Annotated in this window: 11 protein-coding genes; 10 read left to right on the top strand and 1 reads right to left on the bottom strand. The window is 42.8% G+C overall.

Annotation, left to right across the window (positions count from 1 at the left end):
* Positions 1–6 precede the first annotated feature (6 nt).
* The 5 genes from NQ542_RS13580 (at position 7) to NQ542_RS13560 (ending at position 10,590) form a co-directional block, all read left to right on the top strand.
* The gene (locus NQ542_RS13580) at positions 7–957 is read left to right on the top strand and encodes a FecR family protein (RefSeq protein ID WP_005633481.1); all 951 of its coding nucleotides are present in this window, start codon (positions 7–9) and stop codon (positions 955–957) included.
* Between the two features lie 218 nt (positions 958–1,175).
* On the top strand, positions 1,176–4,454 hold the full coding sequence (locus NQ542_RS13575) for a TonB-dependent receptor (protein ID WP_224204088.1): 3,279 nt from the start codon (positions 1,176–1,178) through the stop codon (positions 4,452–4,454).
* Between the two features lie 23 nt (positions 4,455–4,477).
* Positions 4,478–6,145 (top strand): RagB/SusD family nutrient uptake outer membrane protein, encoded by a 1,668-nt coding sequence (locus NQ542_RS13570; protein ID WP_005633477.1) that lies wholly within the window; start codon positions 4,478–4,480, stop codon positions 6,143–6,145.
* A gap of 94 nt (positions 6,146–6,239) precedes the next feature.
* A complete protein-coding gene (locus NQ542_RS13565) occupies positions 6,240–7,724 on the top strand; it encodes a trehalase family glycosidase (protein ID WP_005633472.1) in 1,485 nt (494 codons plus the stop codon).
* Positions 7,708–10,590 carry a sugar-binding domain-containing protein gene (locus NQ542_RS13560; RefSeq protein ID WP_005633470.1) on the top strand — a complete coding sequence of 961 codons (2,883 nt, stop codon included), beginning with the start codon at positions 7,708–7,710 and terminating at the stop codon, positions 10,588–10,590. Before NQ542_RS13565 ends, NQ542_RS13560 begins: the two co-directional genes overlap by 17 nt.
* 125 nt (positions 10,591–10,715) lie before the next feature.
* Here the strand turns inward: NQ542_RS13560 and NQ542_RS13555 are convergent, their stop codons facing one another.
* Entirely contained in the window at positions 10,716–11,501 is a 786-nt protein-coding gene (locus tag NQ542_RS13555; RefSeq protein ID WP_005633468.1) for a phosphatidylinositol-specific phospholipase C/glycerophosphodiester phosphodiesterase family protein, read from the bottom strand.
* Between the two features lie 136 nt (positions 11,502–11,637).
* Between NQ542_RS13555 and NQ542_RS13550 the strand changes: the two genes are divergently transcribed.
* The 5 genes from NQ542_RS13550 (at position 11,638) to NQ542_RS13530 (ending at position 19,236) form a co-directional block, all read left to right on the top strand.
* Positions 11,638–12,495, top strand: a complete 858-nt coding sequence (locus NQ542_RS13550; RefSeq protein WP_039849632.1) for a metallophosphoesterase — start codon at positions 11,638–11,640, stop codon at positions 12,493–12,495.
* A 5-nt stretch (positions 12,496–12,500) separates the two neighbouring features.
* Entirely contained in the window at positions 12,501–13,115 is a 615-nt protein-coding gene (locus NQ542_RS13545) for an RNA polymerase sigma-70 factor (RefSeq protein WP_005633461.1), read from the top strand.
* Between the two features lie 96 nt (positions 13,116–13,211).
* Entirely contained in the window at positions 13,212–14,210 is a 999-nt protein-coding gene (locus NQ542_RS13540; protein WP_005633459.1) for a FecR family protein, read from the top strand.
* A 48-nt stretch (positions 14,211–14,258) separates the two neighbouring features.
* On the top strand, positions 14,259–17,480 hold the full coding sequence (locus tag NQ542_RS13535) for a TonB-dependent receptor (RefSeq protein ID WP_005633457.1): 3,222 nt from the start codon (positions 14,259–14,261) through the stop codon (positions 17,478–17,480).
* Between the two features lie 25 nt (positions 17,481–17,505).
* The gene (locus NQ542_RS13530) at positions 17,506–19,236 is read left to right on the top strand and encodes a RagB/SusD family nutrient uptake outer membrane protein (RefSeq protein ID WP_005633455.1); all 1,731 of its coding nucleotides are present in this window, start codon (positions 17,506–17,508) and stop codon (positions 19,234–19,236) included.
* Positions 19,237–19,240: the final 4 nt, after the last annotated feature.

Raw genomic sequence — 19,240 nt, 5'->3', positions numbered from 1 at the left:
TAACGTATGGACAGAAATGTATTACATCGATTTTTTGCAGGAACAGCCTCTTTTGAAGAGGAAGAGGCTGTTTGCGATTGGGTGGATGCTTCTAATAAGAATCGGGAAGAGCTGATAAGGGAGCGGAAATATTTTGATGTGCTGTTGTTGCATAAGACGAAAAATAGCAGCATGGTGCAATCCGGTCACCGTTTCAGCCTGCCTTTTGTTATCAGAGAATCGCTGAAGATCGCTGCTGCAATTTCCGTATTGCTAGTGTCTGTCCTATACATATCTAATAATGTGGGAAAACCGGCTCCTGTATTGGAGATGAACAAGATCGTCGTTCCTCCGGGGCAGCGGGCGAACCTCACCCTGTCCGACGGGACGAATGTCTGGCTGAATGCTTGTAGTGAAATGACTTATCCGGCCTCTTTTAGTGAGGATATCCGCCGTGTGTCGTTGAAAGGTGAAGCCTATTTTGATGTATCTAAAGATGTGGAACATCCATTTGTCGTACAGACAAAGAAATGTGATATAAAAGTTTTGGGGACGGAGTTTAATGTTCGGGTGAATGAGGCGGAGTCGGATTGCGAATTTTCAGCTGCCCTGCTGGAAGGTTCCATTGAGTTAACAAATAAAATGGAGCCTGGTCCTTCCATCCGGCTTGCTCCGATGCAGAAAGCGGAATGGACGGGAGGTAAAATGGTGGTGGAATCGATCCGTAACTTGGATGATTATCGTTGGAAAGAGGGATTGATTTGCTTTGAGGATATCCGTTTTGCCGATTTGATGAAACGCTTTGAGAAGACGTATGATATCCGTATTGTAATCCAAAACAAAAGTCTGCATGACTATAAATGTAGTGGTAAATGTCGTGTTTCGGACGGGGTGGATTTCATTTTGCAGGTGTTGCAACGCAGTACGCGTTTTACTTTTTCCCGCAGCGACGATAATACGATTATCTATATAAAGTAAATGTGTAACCTTAAATTAAAAACGAAAATGCCTATGGAATGAAGTGGAACACGAAAAACAATGTAAAAAGGCGATGAATGTGCGAGATTCACCGCCTTACAACTAACACATGTCTAACACAAGTATTAATCTTTAAATATCACAAAGTTATGAATAAAATACCTTTGTCGGGGTTTTGTCTCTTATTAAAATCACGACATAAACATTTATTTAGGATTATGAGAATAACCTATATGTTATTATTTGCAGCCATTTTCTGCTTGCATGCAGAGAATGCGATATCGCAAAAGATCACCCTGCAGGGTGATAATCTTTCAGTGAAAGATTATTTGAATACTATTGAAAAGCAGACGGATTATCTTTTCATTTATGATGCCGGTGTAAATGTAAATAAAAGGATATCCGTTAATATGGTCGGTAAGTCCATCAAGGAAGTTTTGGATAACCTCTCTACCCAGTTAGGACTGAATTATTCCCAAAAAGGTTCTTATATTGTCCTGTCGAGTTATAAGGCAAAGGAAACATCTGCTCCGGTTATTGCTCAGCAGAAGAAAACGATTACGGGTGTCGTTACGGACGATCTGGGTGAACCTATTATTGGCGCCAATGTGATTGAAAAAGGAACTACAAACGGTATTATCACCGATATCGATGGCAAGTTTACACTGGAAGTCGCTCCGGGTGCGGTTGTACAGGTATCCTATATCGGTTATAATACGCAGGAAGTAAAGGTAGGTAACCAGTCGACATTGGCTATCCAGTTGGTTGAAGATACCCAAGCATTGAGCGAAGTTGTTGTTGTCGGTTACGGTGTTCAGCGTAAAGTGACGACTACTGGTGCCGTTACAAAGCTGGAAGGTGATGAAATCAATAAAATGACAGTGGTAAATGCTACAAAAGCTTTGCAGGGTTTGAGTCCCGGTATCACAGTAGTTGACCGTGGTGGTGCTCCAGGTAGTGACGATCCTGAAATCTACTTGCGTGGTGTCGGTACGACTGGCAATGCCAAACCGCTGGTATTGGTGGACGGTATCGAAATGTCTTTAAGTCAGATTCCTTCTTCCGAAATCGAGAATATTTCTGTTTTGAAAGATGCCGCATCTGCTTCTATCTACGGTTCACGTGCTGCTCACGGTGTAATTCTAGTAACGACCAAACGTGGTAAGGAAGGTAAAGTGAAATTATCGTACGATGGTACAATCGGTTTCCAGGACCGGGCGGTGAGAGCCGAGCAGGTTTCCGCACGCGAATATATGACGATGGTTAATGAAGCATTAGTCAATTCCGGTGGTTCGATCAAATATTCGGAAGATGATATTCTGGCAACGGAAAGAGGCGATGATCCGTATAACCATTCTTATCTGAACTGGGCGAATGAGGTGTATAAACCTACTTATATCACACAGCATACATTAAACCTGACGGGTGGTAGTGAAGTCGGACGTTATTTGGTTTCGTTTGACTATCTAGATCAGCCTGGTTTGGTTAAAAATACGGAATATCAGCGTTATAGTTATCGTGTAAATACAGATTTGAACATTGGCAAAATGTTGAAGGTGAGTAGTGACGTAACATATCGTCACGTTGACCGCCTATGGCCGGAATCTTTAGGTAGCGTGCAGTATGATGTATGGAGCATGCAGCCCACATCGCCGGTCAGATATGAAAATGGCGATTACCGTTTGGATAAACAGAATAGAAATGCCATCTCTCTTATGGATTTGGATGTCGTAGGGGAAGACCGTTATAATATGGATGTGGTTTATGGACAGGTAAAAGCCGATTTCGAACCGATCAAGGATTTGGTGTTTACGGGTATGGCTTCTTTGAACGGTTCATGGGACAGAAGAAAGATCCATTATAAGAATTATAAATATTACAACGAAACTGGTGAACTGGTTACACAACGTAATAATCCGAATAGTGTAAAAGATTCACGTAACAACAGTTACCAGATGACACTTCGTTTCCTGGCCAATTACAAAAAGCGTTTCGGCGACGACCATGATTTGGCGTTGCTCTACGGTATGGAGCAAATCTCTTACCGCAACTATTATTCAATGGCTCAGCGTAAAGATTTGATCTCTGATGCTTTACCGGACGTTTCTTTAGGTTCGGCCGGTAGTCAGTTTGCGGAAGGATATCCGACCAAGTGGGGTATCAACTCTTTCTTCGGACGTGTAAACTACGGATTTAAGGATAAGTATTTATTTGAAGCGAATATCCGTACCGATGGTTCTTCCCGTTTTGCTAAAGGCCATAAGTGGGGTGTTTTCCCGTCTTTCTCTGCTGCATGGCGTATTTCGGAAGAAGGGTTTATGAAAAATCTGGGATTTGTGGATAATCTGAAACTGAGAGCCTCCTGGGGGCAGACCGGTAACGAGCGTATCGATGCCTTCATGTATCTGCCTCAGTATAACACCTCGAATGTGGTCATGAACGGTAGCCTTGTTTCTGCTGTTTACCAGAAGAAGATGGCGAATCCGGATGTGACTTGGGAAACAGTGGAACAGACTAATATCGGTTTGGACTTTGGTTTCCTAAATAACACGATCTATGGTGAATTGGACTGGTACTCAAAAGATACGAAAGATATTTTGTTAGCACTGGGTATCCCTCATTTCATTGGTCTGGATGCTCCTGAACAAAATGCCGGAGTGGTTCGTAACTCAGGTGTAGAAGCTATGGTCGGTTTCCGTAAAACATTCGGAGAGTTTACATTCAACACTTCTTTCAACTTGGCTTATAACAAGAACGAATGGATCGACCGCGGTGGTGATGACAAGAATATCAGCGGTTATAATATTCAAACGATCGGTTCGCCTTTGAATGCTTTCTACATCTATCAGGCAGACGGTTTGATCGCGAACGAACAGGAATTGGAAGAATACCGTGCCAAATATAAATCGGACCCGCGTGGTATGTCTGATCTTCATGCCGGCGATGTGAAACTGGTCGATACGAATAACGATGGAACGATCGACCCGGACGACCGTCAGATCTTTGCCTCCAATATCCCTAAGTTCACATATGGATGGAATATCAGCGGCGAATATAAAGGTTTCGATTTGAGTTTGCTGTTCCAGGGATCAAGCGGCGCGAATCGTATGATGTATGGGGAATGGATCGAAGGACCAAGCTATGAGGCCTTCACCGGTGTACATTTCCGCGACAGATGGACGGAAGAGAACCAGAATGGAAATGCCGAAATGCCTCGTTTGGAAGCAGCCAATAACCGGAATGCATCTACCTACAACTCGTTCTTCCTGAAAAAGACAAATTATCTACGTCTGAAAAACGCCCAGTTGGGCTATACCTTCTCAAAGGATATCAGGGACAAGCTGAGAATCACAAAGCTGAGATTGTATGTTTCTGGCTCGAACCTGCTTACATTCAGTAGTTTGTATCAAGGTCTGGACCCAGAAGGAAAAAGTGATAGAATCAATGATTTTCCTCCGTTGAAAATCGTAAACTTCGGTGTAAACATTATCTTTTAATCTAAACTAATAAATAGAGCATTATGAAAATATATAAGAAATCGTTGCTGTATGGGGCGTTGGCTTTTACCCTTTGTATGGCAGGCGGTTGTAACAGTAATATTGATCTGGAACCGGAAGGTATTATTACGGCGGACGGTTATTTCAAGTCGGCAGAAGACTATGAAAAGGCGTTGACCGCCTTGTATGAGAGACTGAACGTCGAAAGTTATGATTTGTGGATGGATGGCGTGACAGATAATGGTTTGGTTACGCATAGTTGGAATAGAGGATATGACTTGGGGCGAGGCATCGGGAGTACAGCCTCTTCTTTCCCGGCTGACAAATGGGATAAGGGATATATTTCCGTCCAGCGTGCGAATAACGTAATCAACAATATTGATAAGTACCAATGGCCGGGCGGGGAAAGCGATGCTAACCGGAACCAGGTTTTGGGTGAAGCTCGTACATTGCGTGCCTATTTTTATCTGGATTTGGTTTCTATCTTCGGACATATCATGTTTTATACCGAGAATCCGGCTACAGTAGCGGAAAGTGAAAACGTTAAGCAAGTACAGGACCCGAAGGAAGTGTTCGATTTTATCCTGGATGACCTGGACAAGGCAATTGCCGGATTACCGGATAAGCCAAGCAATAAATCGAAGATCGGAAAACCGGCTGCCCGCTTGCTTCGTGCACGTGCTGCTGCTTATGCGGCCGGTTATCTGAATGATAAATCTTATTTCCAGATTACGTTGGATGAAACGGCCCAATTGGTTGCATCCGCTCCGCAGCTGGCCGATTTTGACAAGTTGTTTGTAACTGGTTGTGAAGACCTGGATGAAGTGATCCTGGTAAGACGCTATTCATTGGATGCGACGAACAGTTGGGGTAATTGGTATAATCAGTCTATCGGTGGTTATTGCGTGACAACTCCGGTGAAGGCATTAGCTGATGCGTTTGAATATGTGGGCGAGAGAAATGAAACTATGCCATATCTGAATAAAGATCCCCGTTTTTACCAGACTATCTATGCTCCAGGTATGGAAATGCGTGGCAAGTATTTTAATACGATTCCGAACAATGTGGTTGAAAAAGATGGCAAAACTTATTTTGATCCTAACAAGGATTACGGGGCTTTGCAAGACAAGGAAATCAGCGTAGGTGATGTCTTGGCAGAAGGCGGCGGTGGCGAATGGAACAAGACGCCTACCGGCCTGTCTTGGAAAAAATATTGTCAGGAAGAAGAAACATGGACAACTTACAACTCGTTTATAATTTTCCGTTATGCGGAAGCTTATCTGTTGAGGGCGGAAGCGTTGGTGGAAACCGGAGGAAGTACGGACGAAGCCAAGTCCCTGATAAAAGTGATTCGTGACCGTGCTGGTAATACGAACGATATTGACAAGATGGTAGCCGAACGTTATAACGGTAGTCTCCGGGATCTGGTTCGCAACGAAAGACGTGTGGAACTTGCGCAGGAAGGCCTTCGTTTTGCCGATATCCGTCGCTGGAACATTTTGTTGGATGTGATGAACAAGCCGATCGAAGGTATCGAATATCGCGACTTTTCGAGCGGGACGCCTAAACATACCGTTTTGATTCCAGCGGAGCGAGATGCTTATACGGCAAAAGATTTCTGGTGGCCGATTCCGCAAGCAGAGATCGACTTGAACCCAGGTCGTATCACCCAAAACGAAGGTTGGAAATAATAACCAGTTCTGAATTATAGGGAGAAAGCGTGTCAGGACTATCCGAGGATATTCTGATGCGCTTTTTTTGTAATAACATAATGATCGTATAAAAATGAAATTATCATATTTATCTCTTATCCTTGTTTTAAGTTGTGCTTGCGGCCAGCCAGGGCAGGAGATGTATCCTGATATAGCGGATGCTGCGCGTACCTCATTTTGTGTGGCATCCGATGATACGGCCCTGGTGAAGATCTTCGATTGGGCCGTAAGTAATTCGAATCGGTATGTCGGGGAGGATTCCGATCCGGTCGGACCTTGGTACGAAGCGGCTTTGCCGAATCGCCAGGCTTTCTGCATGCGGGATGTCTCTCATCAATGTATAGGCGAGGAGCTGAACGGGTATGGCAGGCAAAATGCGAATATGATGGGTAAGTTTGTCGAGAATATTTCCGAGTCGAAGGACTATTGCAGCTATTGGGAGATAGACAGGAATAACCTGCCGGCTTCGGCTGATTATGTCTCGGATCAGGATTTCTGGTATAACCTGAATGCGAACTTCGATGTGATGAACGCTTGTTACCGTTTGTACCTCTGGACAGGAAATGAAGTCTACATCAATGATCCTCGTTTTGAAGAGTTCTTCCGTTTATCGGCCAATGAATATATCGACAGATGGCAGTTGCAGGCGGATAAGATCATGGAACGTCCGGGGGTGATGCACGAAGACGATGCACGTGTCGATCCGAAGTTCAAAACCTTCCGTGGGCTCCCTTCTTATGAGGAATCGGTTCGTGGGCTGACGGTAACCGGCGATTTGATCGCTACGATCTACCGAGGATTGAAATCGTATGCACAGATTCAACGGCTGGGAGGAAATGAAGAGGCCGCCCTCCACTATGAGTCGAAGGCGGAAGAGTATGCCCGCCTATATAATACCGGTTGGTGGAATGAAGAGACTCAAAACTATTATGCCTATAAGTTGGAGAATGAAAACCTGAAAGAAGGCGGATGTAATGTTTTTCCTCTTTGGTTCGGTATCGTAGACAAGCCGGAACGTATCAATCGTTTATTGGCGATCCTGTCGGAGAAAGAGACAAACGTGGAAAGCATGTCTTACTATCCGAAGATCTTTTATAAATACGGCAGGCAGGATATGGGCTATCATTATCTAAAGGAGCTTTATGCGAATGAACGTCGGGATTATCCCGAAGTAGCCAGCGGTGTGATCGAAGGAATTGTGTGTGGACTTGCCGGCGTAGATGCCGATGTCACGGCAAACCGTATTACCACCCTTCCGCGCTTTACGGATGCTACCCGTTGGATTTCGATAGAAAATATTCCTGTATTCTCAGGAAAAATATCTATCTTGCATCAATCTGCCGGAAGTAGTACCTTCGCGAACAAGTCCGGGAAAGAATTGATTTGGAGAGCCATGTTTCCGGGTAATGTAGCCATGATTAGCGGGATGGATGCCAAACATACGAACGATGAACTGGGTAATTCGTTCAGTTATCTCGATATTGTTTGTAAACCGGGTGAAACGAAAACTGCTGAAGCATGTAAATATAAACTTGAAGAAGATGAAAAATTCGATTAAACTTGTTACCTTGTTGTTAACCGCTGGATTTTATTCCGCTTGTACCCGACAACTACCTCCTGATACCCAGAGTCGCATTCCCTTGGAGGGTAATTGGGGATTGCAACTGGATACTGCCGGTGCGGGGATTGCTCCTGATTGGTTGACAAAGTCTTGTACGGATTCTCTTTTTCTGCCCGGTACTACCGATATGGGGAAAAAAGGAACTTACAATACGGATATGACACTGACTACATCCCTTTCCAGAGAATATGTGTTTGAAGGGAAAGCGCTGTACACAAAGCAGGTCGATATACCGGAAGAATGGGATGGAACATCCGTCCGCCTGGTAATGGAACGCACGAAGCCCACGACGATCTGGATCGATGGAAAAGAAGTTGGGGCAAATAACGATATCTCTACGGCTCAACAATATGATCTGTCCTCTTATCTGTTTCCCGGAACCCATACCGTTGCTATTTTAGTCGATAACGGCAAGCAGGCCGTGCCAGAAAAGGTCTACGGCTCTTCACATGCTTATTCTGCTTCCACACAGACAAACTGGAATGGAATTATCGGTGATTTTTATCTGGAAAGCGTACCTCTTTGCGGGATCGATGACATCCAGCTGTATCCGGATGTCGCGAAAAAAGTCGTGACTGCCAGAGTAACCCTTCGTAACCCGGACAAAGGGGCGGGAAAAGGTATATTGTCCTTTTATGCCGAAGCCTGGAATACGGATAAACAACATAAAACACCGGTACAGACAGTTGAAGTGGACTGGACGAAGCCGGAACAGGAGCTCGAACTTGCGCTGGGGGATAAGGCTTTGCTTTGGAGTGAATTTACACCGTCTCTATATCGTTTCTCTGTCTCACTAAAAACAGATCAATCGGTCGATACGGAGCAGGCGACTTTCGGTTTGCGCGATTTCAAAACAAAAGGACGGCAGTTCACCATGAATGGCAAGACTACGTTCCTGCGCGGAAAACATGACGCCTGTGTCTTCCCTCTGATTGCCCATACCGCAATGGATGTGGAGACTTGGCGACACTATTTCCAGGTAGCGAAACAGTACGGCATCAACCATTATCGTTTCCACTCCTGGTGTCCTCCCGAAGCTTGTTTTGAGGCAGCCGACATCGAAGGCATTTACCTGCAACCGGAACTTCCTATTTGGGGAAATATCGATATCGATGATACCGAATTATGCGATTATCTGTTAAAAGAAGGGCGAAACCTGCATCGGGCCTATAGTAATCATGCCTCTTTTGTGATGTTCGGATTAGGAAATGAGATGTCCGGCGAGGAAGGGCTTGCCATGTTGATCCAGACCTTCAAAAAGGAGGATAACCGTCATATCTATTCTTCCGGTTCAAATAATTATCTGGGCTTTAAAGGAAAGCAAGCGAATGAAGATTATTTCACGACTTGTCGTGTCGGGCGTGAAGGCGACAAGCAGTTCAACACGCATGCCCGTGCCTCTTTTTCCTTTGCCGACGCTTATGACGGTGGGTATCTGAATCACACGTACCCAAACTCGGAGATGGATTTCTCGTCTGCCAATGTATTATGCGATGTTCCGATTATCAGCCACGAGACAGGGCAGTTCCAGGTATATCCGAATTATGAAGAGATCAAGAAATATACGGGTGTATTGAAGCCACGCAATTTCGAAATCTTCAAGAAACGCTTGGAAGAGGCCGGTATGATTAACCTGGCGTATGACTTTATGATGGCTTCCGGCAAATGGTCGGCCCTGCTGTACCGGGCGGATATCGAGATGAACCTGCGTACGCCGGAATGGGGCGGTTTCCAGTTGCTTGATTTGCAGGATTATCCGGGACAGGGCTCAGCTTATGTCGGAATCTTGGATGCTTTTATGGAAAGTAAAGGGTTGATCGCGCCGGAAGAATGGCGGCATTTCTGTTCGGAAGTGGTTCCTCTGTTCTGCACGGAGAAGTTCTGTTGGACAAACGATGAGGCGCTCACCGGAGAGGTTGAGATAGCCAATTATTCTGAAAGCGATTTGAATAGTAAACAATTGTCTTGGACATTGACCGACAGCAAACAACAAGTTTTAGATAAGGGAGTTTTACCTTTGCAGGTTAAACAAGGAGAGCTGGCAAAGGTAGGCACATTGAAACCGGCTATCGCTTCTGTCCGGAAGGCTGAAAAAGTCACGCTCGCCTTGTCGATAGACGGCACTCCTTACCGGAATGATTATTCCCTTTGGATTTATCCGGCGGCTGATAAAGAGGTTGCACCATCTGAAGACATTTGTGTGACGGATGATTTGGATGCCCATCTGAAATACCTGACAGAGGGGGGCAAAGTCCTTTGGTTCCCTTCGAAAGACAAACATAAGGATCAAACGGTAGGCGGACTTTTCCAGACGGATTATTGGAATTACCGTATGTTCCGGACTATCTGCGAAAACTTGGACCGCCCAGTTTCTCCCGGTACATTGGGAATCTTGACTGATCCCGGCCACCCTGCATTGGCTGATTTCCCGACCGAGTTCCACACCAACTGGCAATGGTTCCCAATCATCAAGCAGAGCTACCCTATGATTCTGGATCGTCTGTCCGATGATTACCGGCCGATCGTACAGGTAATCGACAATGTCGAACGCAACCATAAGTTGGGTCTGTTGTTTGAATTCAAGGTTGGGAACGGTAAACTCTTAGTTTGCATGTCTGATCTGAAAGCAGTACAGGACAAACCGGAAGCCCGGCAGTTCTACCGTAGCATTTTGGAATACATGGAATCCTCTGCTTTCGCTCCCTCTTACTCCTTATCTGCTAAGGATTTGCAAGACCTGTTTACGGCTAAGGTGAAAACGGGTGAGATGAAGAAGTTATTCAATATTTCGTCTTATAAGTAGTCCTAGTTTACTTATCTACATAGCATAAGAAAACATCGGAGTGCCTACTAATCTGTAATCGGCGTCAGTGATTACAGAATTAGTAGACATTTAAAAAAGAATTATTCGGGATGAAAAAAGATTTTTTAGGGATTCTGTAAAATCAAACTCAACGCTTTTAAGTCGTCGGCCCCGATCAAATCCACCCCTTCTTTAATAAAAAGTTTCTTGAACAGTGGTGTGTCCGGTGCGCCCCACCAGCGGAACAGTTTGCCTTCCGCATGGGTTTGCCGGATATATTCTCGCACCTTTTCGAGCTTTTCAGCGGGAATCTCTCCCTGGCCTTTCCAGCCGATATATTTGGAATAATTATCGCTAATGACAGGCATTAGGACGGCCGGAATGCCCTTCCCTAAATCTTCTATCGTACCGTCCAGAAAGATAAAACGGTTGGTTTCGGCGGCAATAGCTTTGCGGGGACTTTTTCCTGACAGGTAGAACAACACGGCACTTTCTTGCAGTTTCCCGTCCTTTTCATGACAGAAAAGAGATTCGTATGGTTTCAGTTTCTTTTTCAAGACGGGGTACATTGCTTCGCCGTCTGTCTTGCAATCGACCATCAGGTAAAACGGGCGGTCGCTGTCCGGATATACTTTGCCTCCGTTCTTTTTGATCCGTTCGACTAATGGCAAGAGATACAGTTTCTCGAATGTGATATCCGGGTTGGGGGCGACCGAATCGTGGGACACATACAGTTCGCCGTCGATTAGCCATAAATCCGCTTCCACACAATTGAATTGGAATGAAAGGGCATCGAATAGCGGACGGGGACGTTCATAATCGTTGTGTGAGAAAGCATTGTAATGAATTGTCTGGGCTTCGATAGAGCCGGATAACAGACTGATAAGCAGGATAATTACTTTTAGTTTCATATAGCAGATTCGTATTTGATAAGGCAAAGGTAAACAGTTTTATCCAATTCTCCGGGAATATTGTTTACATTTGCCCTGATCAATCTGATAAACCATGAATAGACGATTATTTTTTTAGAGATCATGCGCTGGGGCATTGCTTTTATCCTGTCCGGGCTTGTTGGCGCGGGAAAATGAAAAGAGACAGCGCTTTGGCTTGGTAACGGATATACATTTTGCTCATCGGAATGTACACGGAACTCGCTATTATGAACAATCCATCACAAAGTTATCGGAAGCAATAGACGTTTTTAATAGGCGGAAATTAGATTTCATGATTGAACTTGGAGACTTGAAGGATATGGGGGATATTCCTGAAAGAGGGCAGACTTTGTCGTTTTTAGATGAGATAGAAGCAAAGTTTCAGACCTTCGACGGCCCTGTTTATCATGTGTTGGGCAATCATGATATGGATAGTATCTCAAAATCTGAATTTCTCGCACATACGAGCAATTACGGGAGTGCGAAAGGAAAACCTTATTATTCCTTCGTACGGAACCAGATCAAGTTTATCGTGCTCGACGGTAATTGCAACGAGGATGGTTCCGATTATGATTCCGGTGATTTCGATTGGACGAAAGCGTTTGTCCCGGCCGGGCAGAAGGAATGGCTCTGGCAGGAACTGAAGAAAGACGATTTGCCGGTCGTGATCTTTATCCACGAATTGTTGGATACTTTCTCCGGGATTGACAAGGAACTTTGTATCGGCAATGCGGAAGAGATCGTTTCGATACTTGAGCAAAGCGGCAAGGTAGTAGCCGTTATCCAAGGGCACCATCATGCCGGGAACTATAGTTTTCGGCATGGAATCCACTATTTTACAATGAAAGGAATGATAGAAGGAAGCCTTCCCGAAAATAATAGTTTTGCCGTCATTGAGATAGACAAAGATTTGAATATCTATATAGAGGGTTTCTATAATTGCAAGAATAAGGAGATGAAACATAATAGATAATCATTATGAAAAACTTCACAGACGAGAAGACTCTTCTTCGGGAGATAAAGAACGGAAACGGCGAAGCATTCGAATTTCTGTTCAATAGCTATTATCCTCGGTTGCGGGGATATGCTGCTCGTTTTGTGACGGATGAGGAAGCAGTCAGAGATATCATACAGGAGAGTTTTTTGAGATTTTGGGAAAAACGTGATCTGATAGAAGCTGTTTCCATTTCATCTCTTCTTTTCGCAATGGTGAGGAATGCCTGTCTGAATTATTTGAAGCATCTGCAACTGGTCGAGCAGCATAATCTGGAACATTTGGATAGGGTGGCCGGGCAGGAAGAACTTTATTATTGGGACTTTAACCTAAGTCCGGAATATACGCTTCTGTATAAGGAATTGCAACAACAGATCAGTCTTGTTATGAGTGATTTGCCTTCCCGTTGCCGTGAAGTATTTGAGATGAGCCGTTTTAAGAAAATGAAAAACCGGGAGATCGCAGATGCTCTCCAAATATCGACTACTGCAGTGGAAAAACATATAGCCAAAGCCTTAGCACGCTTTTCCGCACATTTTAAAGATAAATATCCGTTGGATGTCTATATCGCGATATTAGCTTGGCTGCTTTCCGAATGAACGAAGTCCTGTTTCTTTTGTTTTGGGGAATTTTTTTCAGGAAGGGGGTTGGGTAAAATTCATTTGGGTTGTTACATCATATAGAAAGCAAAAATTATGAAAGAGCAGGAGATCTATAATCACCAGTTGGCAATACGTTATTTTGAAGGACGCATTACTCCCTCCGAAGAAGAGATTCTTTTCCGGTTTGTGAATGATGCACCTTCTAATGAAAGAATGTTCCGCCAATGGGAGGAGGAGTGGATGCTTTCCTATAAACTGATTCCTGAAGTTTCGAATGAATGGAAACAGTTGCAACGCCGGATGCAGGTGCGTCAATCGCTGAATGGTGTGTTTAGTACTAAACACATGCAATTGCAGCGGTTTATCGCTGTTGCTGCAATTGCATGTGTTCTATTATTGAGTGGAACATATAGTTTCTATCTTTATCGGAATACGGAAACCACCGATAACCGGTTTGCTTTAGAAACTGCCTATGGAGAAAAAAGCAAGCTGATACTGGCGGATGGAACAGTTGTATGGTTGAATGCCGGTTCTTCCTTACAGTATGCCGGTAACTTCAATTCTAAAAACAGGGAAGTCTTTTTAACTGGTGAAGCTTATTTCGAAGTGACTAAACAGTCAGATGGAACTCCTTTTGTGGTTAAAACGGATCAGTATAGTGTATTGGTGAAAGGAACAAAGTTTAATGTATCTTCTTACCCTGAAGATATTTCTGCTAAAACGACATTATTGGAAGGCTCTATCGATATTTTATATAAAGGGAGGCATATTCCGGTTGCACCGGGAGAATTGCTGAGTCTTGACAAACAAAACGGAAGTTTTTCCCGTCAGAAGGTTCAGGCTTCTCAATATAAATCCTGGACAGAAGGGAGAGTTGAATATGATAAAATCACGCTCAATGAGTTGGCAGTCCGCCTATCCCGTAAATATGACGTTCAGATTCATTTGGGAGACGACTTGGAAAAAGATATAGCTTTCCGCGTATCACTTCGCAATGAAGAGACGGTCGGAGATGTCTTTCACGCTCTATCCGAGATTATTCCGATCCGTTATGAACGGCGGGACCGGGATATTTATATTAGAAAACAATAGCGCAATTGTTAATATATTATTAAATCTAATTCTTTAATTTATTGGTTTATGTATAGAAAACATGTAGGAAGGGCGTTAATCCTTGCCTTGATGCTTTCTGGGGCTACCTCCATGAATGCACAGCGGATTACCCGGCAATTTAAAAATGTTCCTTTAAAAACGGTATTAGCGGAAGTCGAGAAAGAACTACAGTATTCCATCATTTACAAGAAAGACGAGGTAAATGAACGGAAGCAGATTACGCGAGATTTTAAAGATGCTTCTTTGGAAGAAGTTCTATCTGCCGTATTGGATAACGGATTGTCTTATTCCGTCCAGGGCAAGATGATTGTGATTTCCAAGAAGGAAGCCGCAGGATCATCTATCACTCAGCAAAAGCAGATCATTGTGAAAGGTATCGTGAAAGATGAAAATGGCGAACCAGTTGTTGGGGCGAATGTTGTTGAAAAGGGAACGTCTAATGGTACGATTACGGATATGGATGGGAATTTCTCTTTGTCGATATCCGAAGGTTCCAAATTAAGTATAACGTACATCGGATATTTGGACAAGGATGTTGCGGTTAGTAAAGGTAAGACAACATTGAACATCCAATTGAAGGAAGATACGCAAGCTTTGGATGAAGTGGTTGTGGTAGGTTATGGTTCTGTCAAAAAACGTGACCTAACAGGATCTGTTTCACAGATTTCTTCTTCATCGATTCAGAATCAGGCTGTGATGAAAGATCCTATGCAAGCATTGCAAGGTAAAATTGCAGGTGCGGATATTACGATGGGAAACTCTCCCGGAGCATCTTCTACCATTGTGATCCGTGGATATAATTCGATCAATGCGGGCAATGATCCGTTGATAGTGGTGGATGATGCTCCGTTCGGAGGAAAGATCGATGAGATCAATCCGGCAGAAATCGAGTCGATTGATGTTTTGAAAGATGCTTCATCCACTGCTATTTATGGTTCTCGAGGAGCAAATGGTGTTGTTATCATTACGACAAAACGTGCCCGTAAGGAAGCTAAACTGTCTGTTAGTTATGACGGATATGTCGGTGTGTCCAAGTCATTCAAAAATTATGATATGATGAGCGGTGAAAAATATGCAGACTGGAAAAGAATGGCTAATTATGGAAAGACAGATAAGGAAATATTTGATGATATTCAATTAAAAGCCTTGAACTCCGGACAGTTTGTAGATTGGCAAGATTTGATGTTTAGCGGTACGGGCTATAAAACGGATCATAATGTCAGTATCAATCAATCGAATGGTCGTAATCGTAATATGTTAGTGTTAGGCTATAATAAAGACCAAAGTATTATTGATAATATGGGATATGAACGTTTCTCAGCCCGTATTAACGGGGATATGGAATTAGCAAAGAACTTGACGGTAGGCTATTCTTCTCTTTTAGCATTGACAACTCGTAATAATGGAGATAATAGTGTTTGGAAATATGGAACAGTTATTGATCCACTAACGGAGGTTTATGACGAGAATGGAGATATGCGCTTTTACAATAGCGGTTGGTATCAGACGGTATTGCATTCGAATCCTTTGTTTGATACTGATAAGAATAATGTAGACAATAAAGAAAAACGTACCCGTATCCTTTTGAACTTATTTGCAGATTGGGAAATAATCAAAGGCTTGAAATTCCGAACAAGTTTGACATATGGCTTGTCGTCAATCGAAAATGGAGTTTATAAGAGTTCTACTTCTCAAGCTCGCCAGTTGGCTTCTCCGTCTGCTGAATACAAAAAAACGAACGAGCAACAGATTACTTTTACGAATGTTCTGAATTATAAGAAGGTATTGAATGATCATAGTTTGGATGTATCGTTGGTGCATGATATGCAGACAGATAAAGCAGAATTGGTCGGTTTGACTGGACAGGATATGCCTTATTACGGTTCGTGGTTTAATGTGAATGAAGCACCAGATGTATTTACACGTCTTTCTTCTGTACGTAAATGGGCTTTGTTGTCATTTATGGGAAGAGTTAATTATACATTTAAGGATCGGTATTTGTTGACATTGACTGGACGTTACGATGGCTCTTCTCGTTTGGCAAAAGGTAATAAATGGGACTTCTTTCCGTCTGTTGCATTGGCTTGGCGTATGAATGATGAGTCTTTCCTTCGGGAAGTTGATTGGCTTTCTAATCTGAAATTACGTTTGAGCTGGGGTAATTCCGGTAATACAGCAATTTCTGAGTATGCAACACAAGGAGCTTTAGGTAAATATGTGTATTATTTCGGGACAACTGAGCAGTCGGCAATGGGATATCTGCCTACCGAGTTGGCTAATAATCAATTGGGGTGGGAAAGTACAGAAGAATATAATGTCGGCGTGGATTTTGGCTTCTTGAATAACAGGATCAGTGGTTCTATTGACGGATATATTCGTAATACACGTGATCTATTGATGAAACGCAATTTGCCGATCAATACAGGGTATGAATTTACTTGGCAAAATGTAGGTAAGACACGTAATTCGGGTATTGAAATAGCCTTGAACACTGTACCTGTTGTGACAAAAGATTTCAGATGGACAGTAGATTTGACTTTTGGCTATAACAAGAATGAAATTGTCGAGTTGTTCAATGGAAAGGAAGATAGTCCGGGAAATAAATGGTTCATTGGGCAACCTCTCTACGTTGAACGTCTGTATAAATATATAGGAGTTTGGCAATATGGAGAAGAAGAGGAAGCGGCAAAGTATGGACGTGAACCTGGTAATCCTAAAATAGAAGATGTAAATAATAATGGGGTTTATGATGAAGGCGATTTGCATACATTCAATAAAATACCCAAATGGACAGCAGGACTTTCTACAGGATTCTATTATAAGAATTTCGATTTGAATGTTTATTTCTATACACGTCAGAAGTATGGACAGCTATTAGGAGTATTGACTGACGAGGCTGGATCAACTCGTTATAATCATCTGGATGTTGATTTTTGGACACCGGATAATCCTTCTAATGCTTGTCCGAAACCTGCGATAACTAATCCACAGGAGTTATTGGTGTCAAGTGATTATGCTTATCGGGATCTGTCATTTATACGTCTGAAAAATATTAATTTGGGATATACTTTACCGAAAGAGATTTCGAAAAAGTTTTATAGTGAAAAATTCAGGGTATATTTTATGGTTGAAAATCCATATACATGGACAAAGAGTGATTATGTAGGACTGGATCCGGAAAACTGTAATAGCTATACAGACCACCGTCCGTTAACCTCATTTATATTTGGAGTAAATGCAAGTTTCTAATAATCTGATTAATTGAAAGTAGAATATGAAAATACTAAATAAAATATTGATAGGTTCGTTGTCTCTGCTATGTTTGTCGTCTTGCGACTTCTTGGATGAGACGGCTTATAATAAAGTGACTGTTGGTAATTTTTATACGACGAAAGATGGTATAACCAATGGTGTCAATGGATTGTATTCAACCTTAAGGGGAATGTATATACAGGAATACTTGATTTATATGTGTGAAGGTCCTTCGGATATATGGATCGGTCATCAAGGACATGAGCAATGGTATAATTGGACGATTGATGCGACAAATGCTGATGTCAGGAGTTTCTGGTATAGTTGTTATAAATCCGTGAATCAGTGTAATGCAGTTATTGAGAGTCTGGAAAATAATGATATTCCTGGATTGGATGAAGATCTAAAAACACGTTTTCTTGCAGAATCGTTATTTATCAGAGCACACTATTTTTATCATCTGGTACAGCAGTTTGGTGATATTCCTATGCCGTTGAAGCCGACAAATTCAGTAGAGACTACTGCACATAAAACAAAAGTAGATGAAGTTTGGAATCAAATTGTTACAGACTTGGAATTTGCTGTAGAAAACTTGCCGGAAACTTACCAGGCATCTGAATTCGGGCATATAACAAAATATGCAGCTATGCACCATCTGTCGAGAGTGTATCTTACTTTGAAACGGAGTGATGACGATTTGAAAAAAGCTTTGAATTATGCCGAGCAGGTGATCAATTCTGGTAAATATTCGTTGGTTAAATCGCACGCAGAATTATGGGATATCAATAATAAAAATAATTCGGAAGTCCTTTTCTCTGTTTTGTATACGCAAAATGCGGAATTAAATGGAGATGGTAATACAGCCCATATGTACTTTTGTTCAGCCTATTCGGAAGAACATCCTGCTGTAAAGAGAGTTATTGAGTATGGCAGACCTTGGAGCCGTGAGCGTTCTTCTGATTTTGCAATAAGTTTGTTTGACAAAACGAAAGATCAACGTTGGGATGATTGTTTTATTTCTCGGTGGAATGTAACGGAAAATTCTGTGACGGAGAATGTTTTCAGCCCGTTTACCAAAAAAGTGGAAGAAAAGGTTTGGACAAAAGGAGAGTTGGCCATGATTGATCCAAGAGAACCTTGGACACCGGAACAGATTAAAGAAGTTTGGCCTGTTTTGGTATTTCTTCCGGAATATATGCGTGAACAAATCGATCCTCTGATGGATGTCCAGTCTGAGCAGAATCCGAATGCGGAATGGCCGTCGAATACTCGTTTTACTTCTTATAAAATGTATGCTTATTTGGTGAAACATTTGGATCCCCTGCGTCCAGAAGTTAACTGGACAGCCGGATCGCGTAATGTTTTTGTTTATCGTTTGGCTGATACATATTTGTTGGCTGCTGAAGCTGCATTCCTGTCTGGAAATGCTCAGAAAGCAGCTGAATATATTAATGTAGTTCGTCGCCGTGCCGCTGTACCTGGGCATGAAGCGGAGATGGAGATTAAGTCTTCCGATGTGACGATTGACTTTATTTTGGATGAAAGAGCTCGTGAATTGATGGGAGAAATGCATCGTTGGTATGATTTGAAACGGACGGACAAATTGATGGAGCGTATGAATGATCCTGAAATCAGTCCTATGACTGCAGGGAAATTTAAAGATTATCATGTATTACGCCCGATACCGCGTGATCAGTTGACAAATGTTTCGAATCCGGAGGAATTTACCCAGAATCCTGGTTATGGCAATTAATCAT

The organism is Parabacteroides merdae ATCC 43184, assembly GCF_025151215.1.
GTDB classification, from domain to species: Bacteria; Bacteroidota; Bacteroidia; order Bacteroidales; family Tannerellaceae; genus Parabacteroides; species Parabacteroides merdae.
This window is presented reverse-complemented; position numbering and strand designations above follow the sequence as displayed.

Excerpts from the sequence above, each read along its gene's own strand:
- NQ542_RS13555 (WP_005633468.1), bottom strand. The coding sequence starts at position 11,501 with ATGAAACTAAAAGTAATTATCCTGCTTATCAGTCTGTTATCCGGCTCT.
- NQ542_RS13545 (WP_005633461.1), top strand. The coding sequence starts at position 12,501 with ATGAAAAACTTCACAGACGAGAAGACTCTTCTTCGGGAGATAAAGAAC.
- NQ542_RS13535 (WP_005633457.1), top strand. The coding sequence starts at position 14,259 with ATGTATAGAAAACATGTAGGAAGGGCGTTAATCCTTGCCTTGATGCTT.
- NQ542_RS13580 (WP_005633481.1), top strand. The coding sequence starts at position 7 with ATGGACAGAAATGTATTACATCGATTTTTTGCAGGAACAGCCTCTTTT.
- NQ542_RS13540 (WP_005633459.1), top strand. The coding sequence starts at position 13,212 with ATGAAAGAGCAGGAGATCTATAATCACCAGTTGGCAATACGTTATTTT.
- NQ542_RS13530 (WP_005633455.1), top strand. The coding sequence starts at position 17,506 with ATGAAAATACTAAATAAAATATTGATAGGTTCGTTGTCTCTGCTATGT.
- NQ542_RS13575 (WP_224204088.1), top strand. The coding sequence starts at position 1,176 with ATGAGAATAACCTATATGTTATTATTTGCAGCCATTTTCTGCTTGCAT.
- NQ542_RS13565 (WP_005633472.1), top strand. The coding sequence starts at position 6,240 with ATGAAATTATCATATTTATCTCTTATCCTTGTTTTAAGTTGTGCTTGC.
- NQ542_RS13560 (WP_005633470.1), top strand. The coding sequence starts at position 7,708 with ATGAAAAATTCGATTAAACTTGTTACCTTGTTGTTAACCGCTGGATTT.
- NQ542_RS13570 (WP_005633477.1), top strand. The coding sequence starts at position 4,478 with ATGAAAATATATAAGAAATCGTTGCTGTATGGGGCGTTGGCTTTTACC.